The organism is Methylobacterium sp. Leaf94 (assembly GCF_001426045.1).
Lineage (GTDB): Bacteria > Pseudomonadota > Alphaproteobacteria > Rhizobiales > Beijerinckiaceae > Methylobacterium.
Genome location: NZ_LMRM01000005.1, coordinates 132369 through 153516, shown reverse-complemented (window position 1 = coordinate 153516; position 21148 = coordinate 132369). Strand labels below are relative to the sequence as shown.

At 70.6% G+C, this 21148-nt stretch carries 13 protein-coding genes; 5 read left to right on the top strand and 8 right to left on the bottom strand.

Annotation, left to right across the window (positions count from 1 at the left end; all coding sequences use genetic code 11):
• Positions 1–5: 5 nt before the first annotated feature.
• The 4 genes from ASG63_RS04815 to ASG63_RS04800 all read left to right on the top strand — a co-directional run bounded on the left by ASG63_RS04815 (position 6) and on the right by ASG63_RS04800 (position 6964).
• The gene (locus ASG63_RS04815) at positions 6–2561 is read left to right on the top strand and encodes a PBP1A family penicillin-binding protein (protein WP_056212620.1); all 2556 of its coding nucleotides are present in this window, start codon (positions 6–8) and stop codon (positions 2559–2561) included.
• Positions 2562–2701: 140 nt separating this feature from the next.
• Positions 2702–5224 (top strand): heavy metal translocating P-type ATPase, encoded by a 2523-nt coding sequence (locus ASG63_RS04810; RefSeq protein WP_443189775.1) that lies wholly within the window; start codon positions 2702–2704, stop codon positions 5222–5224.
• Between the two features lie 5 nt (positions 5225–5229).
• Positions 5230–5697 (top strand): Cu(I)-responsive transcriptional regulator, encoded by a 468-nt coding sequence (gene cueR / locus ASG63_RS04805; RefSeq protein ID WP_156394072.1) that lies wholly within the window; start codon positions 5230–5232, stop codon positions 5695–5697.
• Between the two features lie 91 nt (positions 5698–5788).
• Positions 5789–6964, top strand: coding sequence for a M20 aminoacylase family protein (locus tag ASG63_RS04800; protein ID WP_056212616.1), 1176 nt, complete (start codon positions 5789–5791; stop codon positions 6962–6964).
• 367 nt (positions 6965–7331) lie between these two features.
• Here ASG63_RS04800 and ASG63_RS04795 read toward each other — a convergent pair whose 3' ends face one another.
• On the bottom strand, positions 7332–8276 hold the full coding sequence (locus ASG63_RS04795; RefSeq protein WP_082559176.1) for an alpha/beta hydrolase: 945 nt from the start codon (positions 8274–8276) through the stop codon (positions 7332–7334).
• Between the two features lie 64 nt (positions 8277–8340).
• A complete protein-coding gene (locus tag ASG63_RS04790; RefSeq protein ID WP_056212614.1) occupies positions 8341–10533 on the bottom strand; it encodes a TonB-dependent siderophore receptor in 2193 nt (730 codons plus the stop codon).
• A 993-nt stretch (positions 10534–11526) separates the two neighbouring features.
• Here ASG63_RS04790 and ASG63_RS04785 point away from each other — a divergent pair.
• Positions 11527–11901 (top strand): hypothetical protein, encoded by a 375-nt coding sequence (locus ASG63_RS04785; RefSeq protein ID WP_056212612.1) that lies wholly within the window; start codon positions 11527–11529, stop codon positions 11899–11901.
• A 406-nt stretch (positions 11902–12307) separates the two neighbouring features.
• Here ASG63_RS04785 and truB read toward each other — a convergent pair whose 3' ends face one another.
• The 6 genes from truB to rimP form a co-directional block, all read right to left on the bottom strand.
• Entirely contained in the window at positions 12308–13336 is a 1029-nt protein-coding gene (truB, locus tag ASG63_RS04780; protein ID WP_056212611.1) for a tRNA pseudouridine(55) synthase TruB, read from the bottom strand.
• A gap of 133 nt (positions 13337–13469) precedes the next feature.
• A complete protein-coding gene (rbfA, locus tag ASG63_RS04775) occupies positions 13470–13904 on the bottom strand; it encodes a 30S ribosome-binding factor RbfA (RefSeq protein ID WP_056212608.1) in 435 nt (144 codons plus the stop codon).
• Positions 13905–14201: 297 nt separating this feature from the next.
• Positions 14202–17120, bottom strand: a complete 2919-nt coding sequence (gene infB / locus ASG63_RS04770) for a translation initiation factor IF-2 (protein ID WP_056212606.1) — start codon at positions 17118–17120, stop codon at positions 14202–14204.
• Positions 17121–17193: 73 nt separating this feature from the next.
• Complete coding sequence (locus ASG63_RS04765) at positions 17194–17937, bottom strand: RNA-binding protein (protein WP_056212604.1); 744 nt, start codon at positions 17935–17937, stop codon at positions 17194–17196.
• A gap of 74 nt (positions 17938–18011) precedes the next feature.
• Positions 18012–19613 carry a transcription termination factor NusA gene (gene nusA / locus ASG63_RS04760; RefSeq protein WP_056212602.1) on the bottom strand — a complete coding sequence of 534 codons (1602 nt, stop codon included), beginning with the start codon at positions 19611–19613 and terminating at the stop codon, positions 18012–18014.
• 74 nt (positions 19614–19687) lie between these two features.
• Entirely contained in the window at positions 19688–20512 is an 825-nt protein-coding gene (gene rimP / locus ASG63_RS04755) for a ribosome maturation factor RimP (protein ID WP_056212596.1), read from the bottom strand.
• Between the last annotated feature and the right edge of the window lie 636 nt (positions 20513–21148).

The window sequence follows — 21148 nt, the reverse complement described above, 5'->3', positions numbered from 1 at the left end:
CCGCGATGACCTCCCCCGACCCGGAACGCCCGCGCCCCGCGCGGGTCGACCCGCCCCGGCCCGCCCCTGAGCCCGAGCCCCGGAGCGCCGCCGGGCCGGACAATGCGGACACCCGCGCCGCGGCGCGGGAAGCCGCGGCGGCGGCGCGGACCCTCGGCCGCCAGCTCGGCGTGCTCGCCGTCGGTGCGGCACGGGGTGCCGGACGCCGGGCCGCCGGCGCGGCGCGGGCGGCGGGGCCAGCTTGGCGGGGATGGGCTGACCGCATGCGCCCCCGCGCGCCGGCCGGACCTCCGCCCCCGTCCACCGCCGCGCCTGCGGCGGGGCCGACGCCCGCGCCCGCACGCGCGCCGGCGCCCCGCGCCGCCGGCTGGCCGGCCCGGCTCCGCCGCCATCCCTGGCGCGCCGCGGCCCTGGCGGTCGTCCTGCTGCCGCTGCTGGCCCTGGCCGGGCTCGTCCTCTACAGCTTCGCCACCCTGCCGCCTCTGGGCGGCGTGGTGCCGGAAGCGGGCCAGCGGGCGCTCACCGTCGAGGCCGATGACGGCCGGGTCTTCGCCACCCGCGGGGCGTTCCAGGGCCAGAAGCTGACGGCGGCGGAGATGCCGGCCCATCTCGGCCAGGCGATCATCGCGATCGAGGACCGGCGCTTCCGCTCCCACTGGGGCCTCGACCCGCGCGGCTTCCTGCGCGCCCTGTACCGCAACGCCGTCGGCGGCGGCGTGCGTGAGGGCGGCTCGACGATCACCCAGCAATATGCCCGGCTCGTCTCCCTGAACCAGGAGAAGTCGCTGCGCCGCAAGATCCAGGAGGCGTTCCTGGCCCTGCGCGTCGAGGCGACGATGTCGAAGGACGAGATCCTGCTCGGCTACCTCAACACCGCCTATTTCGGGGCCGGCGCCTACGGCGTCGATGCCGCCGCCCGGCGCTACTTCGGCAAGGGGGCCAAGGCCCTGACCCTGCCGGAGGCCGCGATGCTGGCGGGCCTCGTGCGCGCGCCCTCGCAGCTGGCCCCGACCCGGAACTTCGGCGGCGCCAAGGAGCGCGCCGACGTGGTGCTGCAGACCATGGTGGAGACCGGCGCGATCACGGCCGCCGAGGCCGACAAGGCCCGCGCCCAGACCATCACCCTGCGCACGCCCCCCGAGACGCCGCCGGGCACCAACTACTTCCTGGACATGGTCTCGGCGGAGTCGAAGAAGCTCGCCGACGCGCCGGGCGACGTCACCGTGCGCACCACCCTCAACCTCGACCTGCAGAGCCTCGCGGAGGGCGTCGTCGCCCGCCGCCTCGACGCCGAGGGGCCCAAGAAGAAGGCCGGCCAGGGCGCCATGGTGGTGCTCAACAAGGAGGGCGCGATCCTCGCCCTGGTGGGCGGGCGCGACTACGAGGACAGCCAGTTCAACCGCGCCACCCAGGCCAAGCGCCAGCCCGGCTCGCTGTTCAAGCTGTTCGTCTACCTCACGGCCTACGAGAACGGCTTCAACCCCGACACGGTGCTGGTCGACCGGCCGATCCAGATCGGCGACTGGGAACCGCAGAATTCCACGGGCCGGTTCAAGGGCGCGATGCCCCTGCGCAGCGCCTTCGCGCAGTCGATCAACACGGTGGCGGCGCAGCTGGCCGACGAGGTCGGCATCCCGGCGGTCATCGCCACCGCCCATCGGATGGGCGTGACCGCGGAGCTGCCCAACGTGCCGAGCCTCGCCCTCGGCTCGGCCGAGGTGACGCTGCTGGAGATGACCCGCGCCTATGCGGGCGTGCTGGCCGGGGCGGCGCCGGTGGACACCCACAGCGTCCACGCCATCCGGGGCGCCCAGCCGCAGCCGCTCTACCTGCGCGCCGACGCCAAGGGCGGCACCGCGATCCCCACCGAGGCCCGGGCGATGATGCTCGACTCCCTCCAGGCCGTGGTCGACGGCGGCACCGGCAAGGCCGCCCGGGTCGCCGGCCTGCCGGTGGGCGGCAAGACCGGGACGACCCAGGACTATCGCGATGCCTGGTTCATCGGCATGACGCCGGACCTCGTCGTGGGCGTCTGGGTCGGCAACGACGACAATGCCTCCATGAACCGCGTCGGCGGCGGCGATCTCCCGGCGAGCATCTTCCACGACTTCGTCCAGCGGGCGACGGCGCAGCTGGTCAAGGGCCGCAAGCGCCCCTCGGCGGCGCGGGGCGAGCCGGCCCGGGCCGAGCCGGCGCCCGCCCGCGAGGTCGCCGCCAGCGCCGCCGCGCCCGGCATCCGCGGCGTGCCGGAGGTGGTCGACACCGGCACCCTGGCCTTCCGCGGCCGCACCGTCCGCCTCCTCGGGGTGGAAGGGGAGGGCGGGGCGCTCGCCCGGCAGCTCGCCCGCTACCTGCGCCGCCGCGAGGTGACCTGCGCCCCCGCCTCCGGGGCCGAGGCGGCTGGCGAGCAGCTCCGCTGCCAGATCGATGGCGACGACCTCGCCGCCCTGATCCTCACGGCCGGCGGCGCCCGCGCCGCCGAGGACGCGCCGGCCGACCTCCTCGCCGCCGAGGAGCAGGCCCGCTCCGAGCGCGCCGGCATCTGGGGCCGGCGGCGGTAGGGGCCGGGATCCTGGGCCGAGCGGAACATCGCGTTCCGCACCGTCCCGCGATGCGTTGGCCCCCCTCCCGCGGATGCGGCGCGCCGACCGGGCGGAAGCGGTCCGGTCAGTACCCCCGCCCGCCCCTTGACCTTCCCACCATGGGAACCCCCACATGGGGGAACATGGACAAGCGCCCGACCCTCGATGCCACGATTCCCACGCCCGGCCGGCGGCTCGGCTTCCCGGTGGAGAGGCTGACCTGCGCCTCCTGCGTCGGGCGGGTGGAGCGGGCGTTGCGCGCCCTGCCGGGAGCCTCGGAGGTCTCGGTCAACCTCGCCACCGGACGGGCCGAACTGCGTCTGCCGGGTCCCTGTGCCGCGGCGGTGGAGGCCGTCGCGCGGGCCGGCTACGCCGTGCCGGAGGCCGTCACCACCCTGGAGATCGCCGGACTGTCCTGCGCCGCCTGCGTCGGGCGGGTCGAGCGCGCGCTGGCCGCCGTCCCGGACGTCGCCGCGGTCACGGTCAACCTCGCCACCGGCCGCGCCACGGTGCGCCACCCCGAGGGGCTGGTGGCGCGCGCGGACCTGGAGGCGGCGGTCGCGAAAGCGGGCTACCAGCCGCAGGCTCCGGCCGAAGCGCCGGTCGCGGCCCGGGAAACCCGTCTGGCGCAGGAGGGCGCGGCCCTGCGCCGGGACCTCGTCGCGGCGGCGCTCCTGTCGGCGCCGATCGTGGTCCTCGACATGGGCGGCCACCTCGTCCCGGCCTTCGGCCACGCGGTTCTCGGCGCCCTCGGCGCCTGGGCCGGCGGGATCGAGGCCGGTCTCGCCACCCTGGTGCTCGCCGGACCCGGGGCCCGCTTCTTCCGCCAGGGCCTGCCCGCCCTGGTCCGCGGCCACCCGGACATGAACGCCCTCGTGGCCCTCGGGGCCGGCGCCGCCTACCTGTATTCCCTGGTCGCGGTCCTGGCGCCGGCGCTTCTCCCGGCGGGGACGGCCCACCTCTACTTCGAGGCCGCGACCCTGATCGTCACGCTGATCCTCCTCGGCCGGACCCTGGAGGCGCGGGCCAGGGGGCGGACGGGCGCGGCCATCGCCCGCCTCGTCGGCCTCAGCCCCGCCACCGCGCGGGTGATCCGCGACGGCGTCGAGACGGAGGTGGCCCAGGCGAGCCTCCGGCGCGGGGACGTGGTCCGGGTCCGCCCGGGCGAGCGGGTGGCCGCCGACGGCGTCCTGGTCTCCGGGGCGAGCTACGTCGACGAGAGCATGATCACCGGCGAGTCGGTGCCGGTGGCCAAGGCGCCCGGCGACGGCGCGGTGGGCGGCACCCTCAACACCCATGGCAGCTTCGACCTGCGGGTGGACTCCGTCGGGGCCGACTCCGTGCTCGCCCGGATCGTCCGCATGGTCGAGGCGGCGCAGGGCGCCAAGCTGCCGATCCAGGCCCTGGTCGACCGGGTGACGGGCTGGTTCGTGCCGGCGGTCATCGCCGCCGCGGCGGCGACCTTCGCGGGCTGGCTCGCCTTCGGGCCGAGCCCCGCCCTCGGCCTCGCCCTCGTCAACGCCATCGCGGTGCTCATCATCGCGTGCCCCTGCGCCATGGGCCTCGCGACCCCGACCTCGATCATGGTGGGCACCGGCCGCGCGGCCGAGCTCGGCGTGCTCTTCCGCGACGGCGGCGCGCTCCAGCGCCTGCGCGCGGTCCGGGTCGTCGCCCTGGACAAGACCGGAACGCTCACCCTGGGCCGCCCGACCCTGACGGACCTCGTCGCGGGGCCGGGCGTCGCGGCGGACGAGGCCCTGCGCCTCGCCGCGAGCCTCGAATCCCGCTCCGAGCACCCCATCGCCCGCAGCCTCGTGGCGGCGGCCGCGGACAGGGGCCTGGCCCTCGGAACGGTCACGGCCTTCGCGGCGGAGCCCGGCTACGGCATCGCCGGGACGGTGGACGGCCGCGCCGTCGTCGTCGGCGCGCGGCGCTTCCTCGCCCGCCTTGCGATCCCGGCCGGAGACCTCGACGACGCGGCCGACCGCCTCGCCCGGGAGGGCCGCAGCCCGCTCTTCATCGCCCTCGACGGGCGCCTCGCCGCCCTGGTCGCGGTGGCGGACCCGATCAAGCCCGGCGCGGCCGAGGCCGTGGCGGCCTTGCGGGCGCGCGGCCTCGCGGTGGCGATGGTGACCGGCGACGGCCGCGCGGTGGCCGAGGCCGTGGCCCGCACCCTCGGCATCACGTCGGTCTCGGCCGAGATCCTCCCCGGCGGCAAGGTCGCGGCGGTGCAGGCCCTGCGTGCCCGCCACGGCGCGGTGGCCTTCGTGGGCGACGGCATCAACGACGCGCCGGCCCTGGCCGAGGCCGATGTGGGCATCGCCCTCGGCACCGGCACCGACATCGCGGTGGAGGCCGCCGACGTGGTGCTGATGTCGGGCGCCCTCTCGGGCCTCGTCGGCGCTTTCCGGCTCTCGGCCGCGGTGATGCGCAACATCCGCCAGAACCTGTTTTGGGCCTTCGCCTACAACGTCGCGCTGATTCCGGTGGCGGCGGGGCTGCTCCACGCGGTCGGCGGACCGCTGCTCTCGCCGGTCCTGGCGGCGGGCGCCATGGCGCTGTCGAGCGTCTTCGTCCTCGCCAACGCCCTGCGGCTGCGCCGGGCCGGCGGTACGGCGTCGACGACGGGAGCGGTGGCGTGAGCGCGGTGACCATCGGGGAGGCCGCCCGCGCCTCCGGCGTCTCGGCCAAGATGATCCGCTACTACGAGGAGACCGGCCTGCTGGCGCCGGCCGGCCGGACGGCCGCGGGCTACCGCCTCTACACGGAGGCCGACCTCCATGCCCTGCGCTTCGTGCGCCGGGCCCGCGACCTCGACTTCACCATGGAGGATATCCGGGCGCTGCTCGCCCTCTGGCACGACCGGGCGCGGGCGAGCGCCCAGGTGCGCCGCCTCGCCCTCGACCATGTGGCGGACCTGCGGCGCCGGATCGACGCCCTGGACGGCATGGCCCGCACCCTGGAGGATCTCGCCGCCCATTGCGGCGGCGACGCCCGGCCCGACTGCCCGATCCTCGACGACCTCGCCAGCGGTCCCCACGGCCGGCCCGGCGCGACACCGCGGCAGGGGGAGCGCGACCCCGGAGCGTCGCCTTCGCGGCGCGGGACGCGTTGACCGCATCCCTGGCCTCTTGTTTGCTGGGACCGGCGTCGCAACCCCGGCGCGTCCCCCCCTGAGAGCCGTCGCCTCTCGAAAGTCGCTGTCCATGCCCGTCCTCGACCGGATCGCCGCCTTCGCGGACGAGATCGCCGCCTGGCGCCAGGATCTCCACGCGCATCCCGAGCTGCAATATGACGTCCACCGCACCGCCGGCTTCGTCGCCGACAAGCTGCGGGGCTTCGGCTGCGACACGGTCGCCACCGGCATCGGCCGAACGGGCGTCGTTGGGGTGATCCGCGGCCGGGCCCACGGCTCGAACCGCGCCATCGGCCTGCGCGCCGACATGGACGCCCTGCCGATCCAGGAGGCGCGCGACCTGCCCTACCGCTCCACGGTGCCGGGAAAGATGCATGCCTGCGGGCATGACGGGCACACGGCGATGCTGCTCGGGGCGGCGAAGTACCTCGCCGAGACCCGCGCCTTCGACGGCACGGCGGTGCTGATCTTCCAGCCGGCGGAGGAGGGCGGCGGCGGCGGCGAGGCCATGGTCCGCGACGGGCTGATGGAGCGCTTCGGCGTCGAGACCGTCTACGGCATGCACAACATCCCGGGCCAGGCGCTGGGCACCTTCGCCATCCGGCCGGGCCCGATCATGGCCTCCACGGACCGCTTCACCATCACCATCACGGGCCGGGGCGGCCACGCCGCCCAGCCGCACAACGCCATCGACAGCGTGCTGGTGGCGAGCCACGTGATCACGGCGCTCCAATCCGTGGTGTCGCGCACCGTCGATCCCCTGGAGAGCGCGGTGGTCTCGGTCTGCGCCCTGGAGGCGGGGGAGGCCTTCAACGTGCTGCCGCAATGCGTGGTCCTGCGGGGCACCATGCGGGCCCTCTCGAAGCCGATGCGGACCCTGATCCAGGACCGGATCACCGAGATCGTCACCCACGTGCCCCGGGGCTTCGGCGCCACCGGCGCCATCGACTTCAACAGCGGCTACCCCGTCACCGAGAACCATCCGGCGGAGACGGACTTCATCGCCGACGTGGCGGCCGAGCTCGTCGGCGAGGCCGGCATCGACCGGGCGGTGGCCCCCATGATGGCCGCCGAGGACTTTTCCTACATGCTCGCCCACCGCCCCGGCGCCTACATCTTCCTCGGCAACGGCGACAGCGCCGGCCTGCACCACCCGGACTACGACTTCAACGACGCCGCCGCACCCTACGGCGCCTCGCTCTGGGCGCGGGTGATCGAGACGGGGTTGCCGATCCGGGGCGCGTGACGCGGATCGTCACGCGAGGCAGGCTCCGGCCGAGCCGGGCGCCCTCCTGAAACGGCGGGTTCCGGGCGGCCGGGCCGCGCAGGCCGATCGACGGCCCTGACAGGGCCCGGCCCTGGGGGCAACAGCCGAACGTCCCGACCCTGCGAGGAGCGACTTGCGACCCCGTGTTGGACCTCTGGAGGTCCGCTTCTCGGAAGCTTGCCGGACGACGCTCTACGGCCGGATCGGTTGGGTTGGTGACGGATTGCCGACAGTCCGAAACGTCGTGACGTCGGACGTTCGCTGGAGCAGGCGCCGGCAGCGGATCTGTCGTATGCCCGAACGAACGATCCGAGCATTGCCGAAGCCGTCCACCTTCTTGGCGAGGCTATCCCGAACGTTGCATGAAGAAGGCGACCGCCTCGTTGAGTGCTTCGGGCAGGACGGTCATGTGAGTTCGTCCAGGGATAAGGCTGAAGGTGCTTGTCACGCCCGAGATCCGGCTCAACCGCTCCGTCATCGCACGGGTCAGTTCCACGGTGCGGGTCGATGCGAGGCGGGCGCGGCGCGCTTCATGGTCCGGGGCGACCCGTTGGAACGGGGCGAGGGCTTCCTCGTAGGCACCGGCCAGGAGAAGCACGCGCGCGCCGTTTGGAGAGGCCTTCTCCAACTCCGCGATGCTTTCGAGCACCACGGCGTCTTCCCAGTAGATGGACGGGCTGGCGGCGATCCAGTGCGAGAAGGCCGCGGGCGCCCGAGCGAGGGCGTGGAGGACGAACAGTCCCCCGAATGAGTGTCCGAACACCGCTTGCCGCGAAGGATCGACCCTGCAGCGTCGTGCGATCGCAGGCCGGAGATCGTCCAAGACGAAGCGCAGGAACGCGTCGGCGCCGCCCGTCCGGATCGGAGGACCGCCGAGCTGGGCCGGTGGGTAGGACCGTCCGGGCGGTGGCGTGTAGTCCCAGGACCGACGCAGGCTATCGTAAGGATCGTCCCCAGGATAGCCGATGCCGACGACGACGAAGCGCGTGGCGATACCCGTGGCGTCGGGGTAGGGCGCCTGTACGCGTTCGATATCGATCGCCGTGGCCGTCACCGCGTTGCCGTCCAGCAGGTACAGCACGGGCCAGCCGTCCGCAGGCACCTCGCCGGGCGGAACGTAGAGCGTGATCCGCCACGGCACCTGCTGGCCGTTGCCGCCCAGATCGAAGGCGACCGCGCCGGTGAGCCGGGCCGGCTCGTCGGCAGTCGCACGGGCCAGGCTCGGCTTCAGCAGCAGCCAGGCGGCGGCGGGAAGAGCCGCCAGGCGGCGCCGCGAGGGAAGTGACTTCATCGGTCTCGGCTCGCGAGGGTCCCAACGGATGCGGAGAGGGGCGCTCCGGTGTCAGCTCTGCCGTCTACCATCGGTAGATCAGGCTGCCGATGACGGTCGCCGGCGCGCCGCGGTAGCAGAAGCCCGCCTGACAGGTGAAGTAGTCGCGGTCGAAGACGTTGTTTGCGTTGATCTGGGCGCGAAAGCCTTTGTACGCCGGATCGATGGCCGAAAAGTCGTAGGCCACCAGCGCATCGAACAGCGTGACGGTCGGGTTGCGGACGGTGTTCTCGTCGTTGGCGAAGCTGTTGGCGTTGAAGCGGATGCCGCCACCGAGCGTCAGTCCGCGCAGGGCCGAACTCGACGGGAACAGGTAGCTCAGGAAGCCGGTGAACGTGTCCCCGGGAATGCCCGAGAGGGCGTTGCCGTCCAGGGACTGGCCCGCGAACGAGGTCTGGCTGAGATAGCGCAGATTGAGGTGGGTGTAGGCGAGGGTGAGGTTGGTGCCCGGCGCGAAGTTGGCGATGGCCTCCATCTCGAAGCCGCGGGACTCGACGGCGCCGGTGGCCACCTGGAAGGCGACGTTGTTCGGATCCGTGCGCAGGACGCTGCTCTGGACGATATCGAAGCCGGCGAACCCTGCCTGGATGTTCGTGCCGGGGATCAGGTATTTGACGCCGGCCTCGATCTGGTCCCCCGTCGCCGGTCTGAAGGCGCGTCCGGCGGCATCGACGCCCGGCTGCGGCGCGAAGGTGGTGGCGTAGCTGGCATAGGGAACCAGCCCGGGGGCCAGCAGATAGTTGAGACCGACGCGGCCCGTGAAGGCCTGGTCGTTCTGCTGGGTCGCGGCAGCGGGGGCCGCGGTCGTGGTCTGGGACACCCAGTCGTAGCGCCCGGTCAGGGTCAGCACGAAGCGGTCGAACTTGGCCTGCTCCTGCAGGTACAGCCCGACCTGATCCTGGCTCTGCGCGGTGCGCGGGCCCAGCAGCGGCGCGAGGATCGGCTGCTGGCCGTAATTGCGCGTGACGAGGTTGAGATCGGGGGCCGCGCCGAAACCGAAGCGATAGTTGAAGTCGGAATGCGCGTAGTCGAGCCCCGCCACCAGCGTATGCGCGACCGGCCCCGTGGTGACATGGGCCTCGATCTGGTTGTCGAGCGTGATCTGGCTCAGGAACTGGCGCGAATATCCTGTCGATCGGCTGGCGCTCAGGCCGTCGGGGCTGAGCGCGGCGATCGACGCGTAGCGATAGTCGTTGCTGATGTCGTAGAAACGGAAGTTCTGCCGGAAGACCAGATCCCCGTCGAAGCGGTGCTCGAACGCGTAGCCGACGCGCCCCTGCTGCTGCCTGAAGTCGTTGAAGGCCGGGTCGCCTGAGTAGATCCGGGTCGGGCGCAGGTTCTGGTTGAAGAATGTCGTGCTGCCCGGAAGCTTGGTCTCCTGATACTCGCTCAGGAAGGTGAAGGTGGTGTCGGCGGATGGCTTCCACGTGAAGGACGGCGCGATGTAGCTCCGGTCGTCCGAGCCCCCGGGGATGAAGGTATCCGACTGCCGCTTGATGCCGGTGACGCGGTACGCGAGGGTGCCGCCCGTGCCCTCCACCGGGCCGCCGATGTCGAAATTGCCCTGGTAGCGGTCGAAGTTGCCGACCTGTAGCTGCACCTCGCCGAAGGGCACGAAGACCGGTCGTTTCGTGGTGACGTCGAGAATGCCGCCGGGCGAGCCGAGCCCGTAGAGACCGGAAGCCGGCCCTCGCAGGATCGTAGCCGCCTCGATGCCGTAGGGTTCGATGCGCGGTACCGTCAGGCCCGATGCGACCTGGCGCAGGCCATCCCGGAAGATGCCGTCATAGGTCAGGCTGAAGCCGCGCACGAAGAACGAATCGAAGCGCGGATCGAAGCCGAAGACGTTCGAGGACACGCCGGCCACGTAGCCGATGGCCTCGTTGAGCGTCTGGACGTTGCGGTCGTTGAGCGCCTCACGGGTGAGCACCGTGACCGACTGTGGGGTCTCAAGCAGCGGTGTGTTGGTCTTTGTCGCCGTGGGGCTGATCCGAGCGGTGTAGCCGGTGATTCCGGAAGGGCCTCCGCCGCCGCCGCTGGTCGCCGCCGTGCCGCCATCCCCACCACTGAGATTGGCCCCACTACCAATCCGGGGGCCCGGTGCAACGCCTTCGACGGAGAGCTGGTCGAGCTGCACGCTCGTTTGCTGTGCGGCCACGGGCCAGGAGAGAGCTGTTGTGGCGAGAAGTAAAGCAAGGGAGGGGGCGCGATGGGGCATATGGCACGCTGATAAGCGCCTTAAGCGGCGCAGTATCGTACTCATTGCCAGATACGATCTGCATGGCAAGTTTGAAACGTGATATTTATCACACAATTAGAGCACTTCAAATCTGAAGTTGTTCCAATCTGTAACCCTATAGCGTTGGATAATGAGATTTTACATCGGTCTATCATCGATTTCCTTCATGGCCGATTCCATCAGCCTTAAGCCACTGGCTTGATCGAAGGAAATGACTGATCGCGGCGATGAAGTCGGGTCGATCACTGAACGCCCGCTCAGGGCTGGAGGGTCTCGTACTGAAGCGACTCCTCATTGACCCGATCAAATCGCTGACGAATGGCCGCCTTCGAGATGCGGCAATACCGGGCGGTCTGCCTGACGGGGGTCGGTTTTTGCCCCTCCGCTCGACCACCGGATCGAGTGGATCGCGGACATTTCACTTCGTAAGCTCCTCGAATGCGAAGGTCCGATGAAGCCAGGCAGAGAAGCTCCTCAGCGCTGCTTCTCGGCTGCGTCAGTGCACTGGTCATGCTCATCATCGTGGGCCGCATCGTCTGGGCCGTCGCGACCGTACCAACGACCGCAGACGCCTTCCGGCTGTCACATCAGGCGATCCGAGACAAAGCTCTTTCGGAGACGATCGCGGCACGCCCTGACGCTTGTACGATCAAGGGCGCACCCGGTTTTGGTTGGTCCGTGGAATGTCGCGACATCGAACGCACCTCGGGTTCCGAATGCCGCTCCGTTTGGTGGAATATCGACCCATGGGGAGTCCCATCCAACGGGATCGGAGGCCGCTTGGACTCCCTTCACGACAGATGCCGGAAGGACTTCTGAGGGACGAGCGCCGTCGGCCCGCCGACGACCGAGCTGGGTCATCGCGAGATCGTCCGCTCCAGGGCAAAAGGCCAAGCTCCGCTTCTCACTCTCAGCGGCCCTTCACACAGACGAGCGGACGGAGTTTCAGCCCGAGGACGGAGAGTTCATGCGATGCGCAGACAGATCGATCGTTTCCTGCTTCCGCTGCTTCTCTGCATCCCTTCGACGGCCTTCGCCGGCGATGCGGTCAGCCTGACGGTCGCATCGACATCGGTGCGGGGAAATGGTGAGGGGCCGAACCAACCCGACATCGTGGTCCGCTTCGATGATGGCGGTGCGGCGGCGTTCGCGACATCCACGGCCGCGCCTGTCGGCGGTCGCCTGACAGTCCGGCTCGACGGCCTCCCTGTCTCGCAATCGGGGCGCCTCCTCACGCCCATGACGGGAGGGCTCGCGGTCCTCGTTCCCCACCATCCGGATCAGGCGGTCGAGGTCGCCCGACAGATCGCATCGCGTTCTGAGAGCCTCACCGCCGCCTGCGCGTAGGCGACCGTTTCGCCGGAGCGGGAAGGGCCGTAGAGATGCCGACCGCTTCGGGGAAGCGCGTGACGCAGGCCCATCGAGGACGAGTTGGAAGACGCGACGCCGACTCCTGTCCAGGAAAGGGTGATCGCAAGGGCCGATGATCGAACCGAAAGTCGGAGTCCGGAACCCTCTCATCCCCGGGCCGCGCAGCGGAGCCCGGGACCCGGGCACGCCGAGCGTGCCGGACCTGACACGGTCGGCGGCTCCGGACGGCGCGCCTCTCCTTCGGGCCGGGCTCGACTGCGGCGTCCCCGGATCGACGGGCACGGGTGCCACCGCCCGACGGCGAGGGGGCCCGCGCGGAGTCCCGTGCGGCGTGCGCCTGCGGTCACCCTCCCCGTGGGGGGAGGGCCCCCGGAAGCCCCGCTCAGACCGGGCGGTTGGCGGTCCCGCCGAGGTGGAAGACCCGGTGCGGCACCAGTTCGCCGCGCTCGACGTCGCCCACCGCCACGAGGATGCCGCCGCAGGTGGCGAAGGCCTTGCCCTCCACCGGGGCGTCGCGCCCGCGCAGGATCACCGGCTGGCCGCGCATCAGGCGCAGGGCCATGTCCCGCGACACCGGCACCGAGGGCACCGCGTCGAGGGCGGTCTCGACGGCGTGGAGATGCCCGGCATTGCCGTCCGGCCCGGCTTCCTCGAGGGCGGCGACCTGGCAGGAATCCGCCTCGGTGAAGGGGCCGACGCGGGTGCGGCGCAGGGCCGAGACGTGGCCGTAGCAGCCCAGCAGGCGGCCGAGGTCGCGGGCGATGGCCCGGACATAGGTGCCCTTGCCGCAGGCGGCCTCGATCACCGTGCGCTCGGGGCTGTGCTCAACCACCGCGAGATGGTCGATCTGCACCGGGCGGGCCACCAGCACGACCTCCTCGCCGTCGCGGGCGAGGTCGTAGGCGCGCTCCCCGGCGATCTTGATGGCCGAGTAGCGCGGCGGCACCTGCTCGATGGCGCCGATGAAGATCGGCAGCGCCGCTTCCACGGCCTCGCGGGTCGGGCGCGCCTCGCTGGTGGCCACCGGCCGGCCCTCGGCGTCGTCGGTGTCGGTCTCGATGCCCCAGGTCACGGTGAAGACGTAGGCCTTGCGCCCGTCCATCACGAACGGGACCGTCTTGGTCGCCTCGCCGAGCGCGATCGGCAGGATGCCGGAGGCCAGGGGGTCGAGGGTGCCGGCATGGCCCGCCTTCTTGGCGTTGAAGGCGCGCTTCACCACCGCGACCGCGTGGGTCGAGGTCATGCCCACGCCCTTGTCGAGGATCACCCAGCCGTTGACGTCGCGGCGCTTCGGCCGGTCGGGGCGCGGCGCGCCCCGCGGCGGACGCCGGCCCTCGGCGGCCACGGGCCGGTCCGCCGGGTTCGGCGGCGCTGAGCCCTCGGTGCGCTCGACGGTCGGTTCGTTGATCATGGGGGTCCTCGGTCAATGCTCACAGGGGGCGGGCGGCACGTTCTGCGCCGTCATCCGTCCCGGTCGGGGTTCGCTGTTCGGTGTCCCCGCCGCCTCGGGCCGGAGACGGGGGACCGCTCAAGGCCGGTGCGCGTCAGGCGGCGTCGGGGTCCGAGGCGCCGTCGTCCTTCTCCGGGGCCGGCGATTCGAGGTCACGGCGCACCTTATCAGTCCGCAGCAGGGCGTCGATCCGGTCGGCCTCGTCGAAGGTCTCGTCGCGCAGGAAGCGCAGGTCGGGCGCGTATTTCAGGTTCACCCGGCGGGCGACCTCCTGGCGCAGCGCCTTCTTGTTGCGCGCCAGCGCCGCCAGGACCGGGGCCTCGTCCAGGCCGCCGAGCGGCATGATGTAGGCCGTGGCGAGCTTCAGGTCCGGCGACATCCGCACCTCCGGCACCGTGATGACGTGGGCGCTCAGCACCGGGTCCTGGATGTCCCCGCGCTGGAGAACCTCGGCGAGGGCGTGGCGGATCAGCTCGGCGACGCGCTGCTGGCGTTGCGAGGGTCCGGTGGGGGTCTGCTTCTGGGCCATGTCGGATTCTGATCGTCTTGTCGTCGAAACGGTTCGACACCGGCGCGCCGGGAGCCGCGGACGATGCGTCGCTGAAACGGAACATCGAGGTGCCGCCGCACGGAAACGCCGAGCCGGCTGAAACGAAGCGGACGTCGAAGGCGACCCTCTTAGCGCAGATCGGCGTCCGGGATATAGGCCCGTCGCGCCAGTTTCCGCGTCGTCTTTCCGCGAAGACGGCCGGCACCGGCTCCGAAACGCGCAACGGGGCCGCGACCTCGTCGCGACCCCGTCGGTATTCCGAAGCGAATCCGCCGCTCAGAGCGTGCGACGGATCTCCTCGACCCGGTAGCACTCGATGGTGTCGCCGGCCCGCATGTCCTGGAAGTTCTCGAAGGACATGCCGCATTCGTAGCCGGCGGTCACTTCCTTCGCATCGTCCTTCAGGCGCTTCAGCTGGGCGAGTTTGCCCTCGTGGATGACCACGCTGTCGCGAATCAGGCGGACATGGGCACCGCGCTGCACCACACCGTCGGTGATGCGGCAGCCGGCGATCTTGCCGACCTTCGAAACGTCGAAGATCTGCAGGATCTGGGCCTCGCCGAGACGCTCCTCGCGCAGCGTCGGCGGCAGCATGCCCGACAGGGTCGCTTTGATGTCATCCACGAGGTCGTAGATGATGTTGTAGTAGCGGATCTCGACGCCCTTGTTCTCGGCCGACTCGCGCGCTTCCTTGTGGGCCCGCACGTTGAAGCCGATGACGACGGCCTTCGAAGCCTCCGCCAGGGTGATGTCCGACTCGGTGATGCCGCCGACGCCCGCCAGCAGAATCCGCGCCGACACCTCGTCGTTGCCGAGCTTCTCCAACGCGCCGTTGATGGCCTCGACCGAGCCCTGCACGTCGCCCTTGACGACCAGCGCCAGTTCCTTGCGGCCGGCGCCTTCCTTCAGGTCGCGCATCATGTCGACCAGCGAGCGGTTCGCGCCACCGGTACGGGCGGCCAGGCGCTCGCGCTTCTGGCGGGCCCGGTATTCGGTGACCTCACGGGCGCGGGCCTCGTTCGGCACGACCACGACGCGGTCGCCCGCATCCGGGGTGCCGTTGAAGCCGAGCACCTCCACCGGGACCGAAGGACCGGCGTAGGGGACGTTCTCGCCCTTGTCGTCAATGAGGGCGCGCACGCGGCCCCATTCGGCGCCGGCCACGACGATGTCGCCGGTGAACAGGGTGCCGCGCTGGACCAGGACGGTCGCCACCGGGCCGCGACCGCGATCGAGCTTGGCCTCGATGACCGTACCCTCGCCGTCGCGCGTCTCGTTGGCGCGCAGGTTCATGATCTCGGCCTGGAGCTGCAGGCCCTCGAGAAGCTCCGGCAGACCGTCGCCGGTCTTGGCCGACACCTCGAACTCGAGGGTTTCGCCACCCATCGACTCGACCTGGATGTCGTGCTGCAGCAGCTCTGTTCGCACCCGCTGCGGATTCGCCTCGGGCTTGTCGATCTTGTTGATCGCCACGATCAAGGGAACGCCGGCGGCCTTGGCGTGGGAGATCGCCTCCACCGTCTGCGGCATGACACCGTCATCCGCCGCCACCACGAGCACGACGATGTCCGTCACCTTGGCACCGCGGGCACGCATCGAGGTGAACGCCGCGTGGCCGGGGGTGTCGATGAAGGTGACCATGTCGCCGCTCGGGGAGGCGACCTGGTAGGCACCGATATGCTGCGTGATGCCGCCGGCCTCGCCGGAGACAACGGTGGTCTTGCGGATCGCGTCGAGCAGCGAGGTCTTGCCGTGGTCGACGTGGCCCATGATGGTAACCACCGGGGGACGGGGATCGAGATCCTCCTCCAGCTCCGGCTCGTCGCTGAACAGGCCTTCCTCCACGTCCGACTCCGCAACGCGGCGGACGGTGTGGCCGAGTTCCTCGGCGATGAGCTGCGCCGAATCCGAGTCGATCACATCGGTGATCTTATGGATTTCGCCCTGCTTCATGAGCAGACGGATCACGTCCACCGCTCGCTCCGACATGCGGTTGGCGAGCTCCTGGATCGTGATCGTCTCCGGGATCGTCACCTCGCGGGAGAGCTTCTCCTTCTGCTCCACCTGCCGGTTGCCGCTCATGCGCTGCTGGCGGCGGCGGAACGAGGCGACGGAGCGCGTGCGCTCGTCCTCACCCGACGTGGCGGTGGCGATCGTAAGACGGCCGCGGTTGCGATCGCCGCCCGGCTGCTTGGGCGTCTTGGGCGGCGTGATGATCTTGAGCGGCATGCCGGGGCGGCGGATCACGCGCTTCTGCTCGCTCTCCTCCTCGGCAGCCTGCGGGCGGCCAGCCGTACGGGCCGGCGTGGCTCCACCGGCCGGACGGGCGGCCGTGGCCGCGGTCGGAGCGGTGGGCTCGGGCTCCGGCGCCGGAGCCGGGCGGGCCATGAAATTCAGGTCGCGCGGCTTGCGCACGTCGGCTGTGATGGTCTTGCGCGGCTCGGCCGTCGCTGGGCGAGCCGTGAGCGGCGGACGCGCAGCCGGACGGGCCGTCGCTGTCGGAGCCGCAGGCCGGGCGGGAGCGGCAGCCTGAGCGGGACGCTCCGCCGCCGGGGCAGCCGGGGCCGGAGGCGCCGAGCGCACGATGGTCGGGGCCGCCGGCATCGGGGCGGTCTTCGACACGGTCGGGGCGGCGGCTGGTGCGGCATCGGCTTTCGCAGCGTCTTGAGCCGCAATTGCAGCAGCGCGTTCTGCCTCCTCGGCGGCGCGGCGATCCTCTTCCTCCTTGCGGCGGCGGGCCTCCTCCTCGCGCTTCTTCGCCTCGGCGGCCTCCCGCTCGCGCTGTTCCGCAGCGATGCGCTCGCGCTCAGCCGCGGCCTCTGCTTCGGCACGCCTCTGCGCCTCGGCCTCGCGGCGCTTGGCGTCGGCGAGGGCAGCCGCACGGGCGTTGCTCTCCTGCTCGCTGAGAGTGCGCAGCACCACGCCATTTGCGGACCGCTGGGCCTGACGCGGTGCGGCCGGCGGCGGAGGCGGCGCCACCCGCGTCGCAGGGGCGACGGGCGTCGTCTCACGCGCGGGGGCGGCCGGCGCGGCACCGATGACACGGCGCTTCACCGTCTCGACCACGACCTGCTTGGAGCGGCCATGGGAGAAGCTCTGACGCACCGTTCCCTGCTCGATCGGACGCTTCAAGGACAGCGGCTTCGAAGGGGGTCTCGCCTGCGTCTTGTCGCCCGGATTGTTCGTATCGCTCATTCAGTCCAAACCCTGAGGGTTTCCATCGTCCCGTGAACCGGCAAACTGCTGTGCGCCGGGTAGATCCATCGCTTCAATCGTCGTGCAGATCGGAAACGGCCTGCCCAATACGGGCGGAGCCGGCCTCCTCGGCCGTCGTCGCCAAACCTTCAAAGGTGCGGAGCCGACGCCAACGCGCAAGGCAGCCGGAAGCTCCGACTCCTGCGACGAGAGCCGCATGTATCACATGATCCCGACCCAAGGCCATGTCCAATTCTTCGTTGGACAGGTCATCGATGACGGGAATGCACGATATGGCACTGCCATGCCGCCGGTGCAATGCCGCGACGATCTTCCGCCGTCCGTCGGCGCTACCGTCGGAGGCCTGGATCACCGCCGCCACACCGGCCTTGTCGCCGATGGCCGACTCGACCTTGGCGAAGCCCGCGACCACGCAGCCGGCCTTGTTGGCCAGGGACAACGACTGACGCAGGTCGGCGCGCAGACCCTCGGCGATGCGGTCGGCGAGGTCGGATGCCATGGCATCCTTGCTTTTGAAGGCGCGTTGAAAGGCGCGCCGCTTCACCGCTTCGTTGACCGCCGCGCGGGTGGGGGTAAGCCAGGCACCGCGGCCGGGTAGGCGAGCCCGCAGATCCGGCACCACGGCGCCGTCGGGCCCGAGCACGAAACGGATCAAGCCGGACGGCGCCTGCGTCACCCGCGTGACGAGGCATGTGCGCAGAGCATTGGCACGGCCCCGCCCCAGACCCGGATCGAGCAGCGTGCTCGGATCCGGCTCGACGGCATCGTCGGTCACATCTGCGGTTTCGCCCGTCATGTGGCGTGGGATTCTCTCGTCAACTGGAAAACATCCCCGCGATCCGTGGCCGCGGGGAGCCATGATTCGCCTTCTCAGACGGAGGCGGGCTCCTCATCGGTGGACTCGCTCGTCTCAGTCTCGGTCAGCGCCTCGATCCAGCCGGCATGGACGCGGGCCGCCATGACCATGGCCTCCGCTTCCGCCCGCGAAATCTCGAATCCCTCGAGGTAGCCCGTGTGCCGCTTGGCCTCGGGGCCGCGCCCTTCGGTGTAACCCACGAGATCATCGGTGGCGCAACCGGCGAGGTCCTCGATCGTCTTCACGTCGTTCTCGCCCAACGCCACCAGCATGGGCGTGGTGATGCCGTCGATCTCGCGCAGCTCGTCCTGCACGCCGAGTTCCTGACGCTTGGCATCGAACTCCGATTCGACGCGGGCGAGGTGATCCTGGGCGCGGGCCTGGATCTCGGTTCCGCTCTCTTCGTCGAGTCCCTGGATGTTGGCGAGCTCGCCCGGCTCGACGTAGGCGATCTCCTCGACGTTGCGGAAGCCCTCCGCCGCCAGGAGCTGGCCCACGGTCTCGTCGACGTCGAGGGCTTCCATGAAGATCGCGGTACGCTCGGCGAACTCCTTCTGACGACGCTCCGACTCCTCAGCCTCGGTCAGGATGTCGATGTCCCAGCCCGTGAGCTGCGAGGCGAGGCGCACGTTCTGGCCGCGGCGGCCGATGGCCAGGGAGAGCTGGTCGTCGGGTACCACCACCTCAATGCGGTCGGCCTCCTCGTCCAGCACCACCTTCACGACTTCAGCCGGCTGCAGCGCATTGACGATGAAGGTCGCCTGGTCCTCCGACCACGGGATGATGTCGATCTTTTCACCCTGGAGTTCGCCGACCACCGCTTGGACGCGGGAGCCGCGCATGCCGACGCAGGCGCCGACAGGGTCGATCGAGCCGTCCCGCGAGATCACGGCGATCTTCGCGCGCGAGCCGGGATCGCGGGCTACGGCCTTCACCTCGACGATGCCATCGTAGATTTCCGGCACTTCCTGGCCGAAGAGCTTCGCCATGAACTGCGGGTGCGAGCGCGAGAGGAAGATCTGCGGTCCGCGCACCTCGCGGCGCACGTCGAATAGGTAGGAGCGGATGCGGTCGCCCGGACGGAAGGTTTCGCGCGGGATCATCTCGTCGCGGCGGACGATGCCCTCGCCGCGGCCGAGGTCGACGATGACATTGCCGTACTCGACGCGCTTCACGAGGCCGTTCACGACCTCGCCGATGCGGTCCTTATACTCGTCGAACTGCCGGTCGCGCTCGGCGTCGCGCACCTTCTGCACGATGACCTGCTTGGCCGACTGGGCGGCGACGCGGCCGAAATCGAAGGGCGGCAGGGTGTCGGAGATGACGTCGCCCACGAGGGCGCCGGGGTTGTAGCGGCGGGCCTGCTCCAGGGTGACCTCGCGGGCGTCGTTCTCGACCTGGTCGACCACCACGAGGTGGCGCGACAGGCGCAGCGCGCCCGTCTTCGGGTCGATCTCGGCATGCACGTCGGTCTCGGCGCCGTAGCGGGAGCGTGCGGCCTTGGCGATGGCTTCCTCCATCGCGTCGATCACGATGGACCGGTCGATCACCTTCTCACGGGCGACCGCTTCGGCGATCTGCAGGAGTTCGAGCCTGTTGGCGCTGACGACGGCCATCGGTTTTCGTCCTTCTCTTCGTCGTGTTCTGTCGCGATCCCCCCGCCGCTCGGCGGGGCAGGGATCCGGGCGTGTTAGTGGAGCTTGCCGTCTTCCTTCACCCGCACCGCCTTGGTGCGGACGGGCTTCGCCTTGTTCCGGGCCTTGATGGCGAGACTCTCCTCGGTCTCGACCTTCACGGGCTTGGGCCGTTGCGAGGCCTTCGGTTTCAGGGGACGGGAAATCTTCTTCTTCAGCGGGGCAGGGGCAGGGGCAGGGGTCGGTTCGGCTTCGATCTCCGCCTCGTCCCCCTCCGCGTCGTCCCTCTCGTCGTCGAGGGCGGGTGGACCGCCGCGGCGCAGGGATTCGCGTACCAGCTCGTCGGTGAGCACGAGGTAGGCGTCGCCGAGGTCGCGTAGCGGCAGGTCGATCCGGCTCGGCAGGCCCTCCTTCACGTCGGGCAGGTCGATCGGTACCGTGAGCCCGTCCGCATTCGGGGCGCCGATGATGCCGCGGAAGCGCTTGCGGCCGTCCATCGGCACGGCGAGCTCGATCTTGGCCTCGTAGCCGGCCCAGCGCGCGAAATCGATGGCCCGCACCAGCGGCCGGTCGATGCCCGGCGAGGAGATCTCGAGGTAGTAGGGCTTGCCGATCGGGTCATCGAGATCGAGCAGTGGCGAGATCGCCCGGCTCACCGCCTCGCAATCATCCACCGTCATGGTGCCGTCCGGCCGCTCGGCCATGATCTGCACCGTGCAGCCGTTGGCGCTCGTCACCTTCACCCGGACGACGCGATAGCCCAGGCCCTGAATCGAGCCCTCGATGACCTGCACCACCCGCGCGGCCACGCCGGTCTCGGTGATGAGGCGCTTCTCGTTGAGATCGCTGTTGAGCGGGTCGCTGTTGAGGTTGTCCGCCATGCTGCGCTTGAAGTCCGGCCTTGTCCGAGGCGATCCGGCGCGAGAGTCATTGCGGCAATAAAAAAGAGCGGACCCGGTGGGGCCCACTCCCGAACCGCAGTCTCACAACTGCAACCAGAACTGATAGCAACAGAGTAGGCGCGTTCGCTCTCATTTTCAAGCGGTTTCCGCCCCGCGTCGAACCCGGACCCTGGGCCGGCCTGGGCGAAAACCACCGCCTACGTAGCTGCCTCGATGCCCCATGATCCGCGCGGCGGTTCCACAACGCGCCAGGTAGAAATCAGAAAAAATTCGAAGACATAAGTCTTGGGCCGCTCGGAGATCCCGCTCGCGCCCCACCCCGAACGGACGGGACTGCGACGACCCCGGCGTCGTGCTGGGCACGCGGATGGAACCCTGTTGCCGATCGGAACCATGCAGCCCGGCCCTTCGGACTCGCAGTGCGTACCGCGAACGGAGTCCACGGTGCCGGGATCGCGCGCCGCCGGCGCAGACCTCTCAATCCCCATGGTGCTGGGCCGCGCCGGTGGATGTTGCGATCCGAGGCTTTGCCCTCGCGTACGACTGTCCGGCGCAACAGCGAGCCCGGAGGACCTCCCGCGTTGCGTCGGGGCCAAGAAAAACGCCGCCCCGCAG

Coding starts and splice junctions, on each gene's coding strand:
- ASG63_RS04815 (WP_056212620.1), top strand. CDS start 6: ATGACCTCCCCCGACCCGGAACGCCCGCGCCCCGCGCGGGTCGACCCG.
- ASG63_RS04810 (WP_443189775.1), top strand. CDS start 2,702: ATGGGAACCCCCACATGGGGGAACATGGACAAGCGCCCGACCCTCGAT.
- ASG63_RS04800 (WP_056212616.1), top strand. CDS start 5,789: ATGCCCGTCCTCGACCGGATCGCCGCCTTCGCGGACGAGATCGCCGCC.
- ASG63_RS04795 (WP_082559176.1), bottom strand. CDS start 8,276: ATGAAGTCACTTCCCTCGCGGCGCCGCCTGGCGGCTCTTCCCGCCGCC.
- ASG63_RS04790 (WP_056212614.1), bottom strand. CDS start 10,533: ATGCCCCATCGCGCCCCCTCCCTTGCTTTACTTCTCGCCACAACAGCT.
- ASG63_RS04785 (WP_056212612.1), top strand. CDS start 11,527: ATGCGCAGACAGATCGATCGTTTCCTGCTTCCGCTGCTTCTCTGCATC.
- truB (WP_056212611.1), bottom strand. CDS start 13,336: ATGATCAACGAACCGACCGTCGAGCGCACCGAGGGCTCAGCGCCGCCG.
- rbfA (WP_056212608.1), bottom strand. CDS start 13,904: ATGGCCCAGAAGCAGACCCCCACCGGACCCTCGCAACGCCAGCAGCGC.
- infB (WP_056212606.1), bottom strand. CDS start 17,120: ATGAGCGATACGAACAATCCGGGCGACAAGACGCAGGCGAGACCCCCT.
- ASG63_RS04765 (WP_056212604.1), bottom strand. CDS start 17,937: ATGACGGGCGAAACCGCAGATGTGACCGACGATGCCGTCGAGCCGGAT.
- nusA (WP_056212602.1), bottom strand. CDS start 19,613: ATGGCCGTCGTCAGCGCCAACAGGCTCGAACTCCTGCAGATCGCCGAA.
- rimP (WP_056212596.1), bottom strand. CDS start 20,512: ATGGCGGACAACCTCAACAGCGACCCGCTCAACAGCGATCTCAACGAG.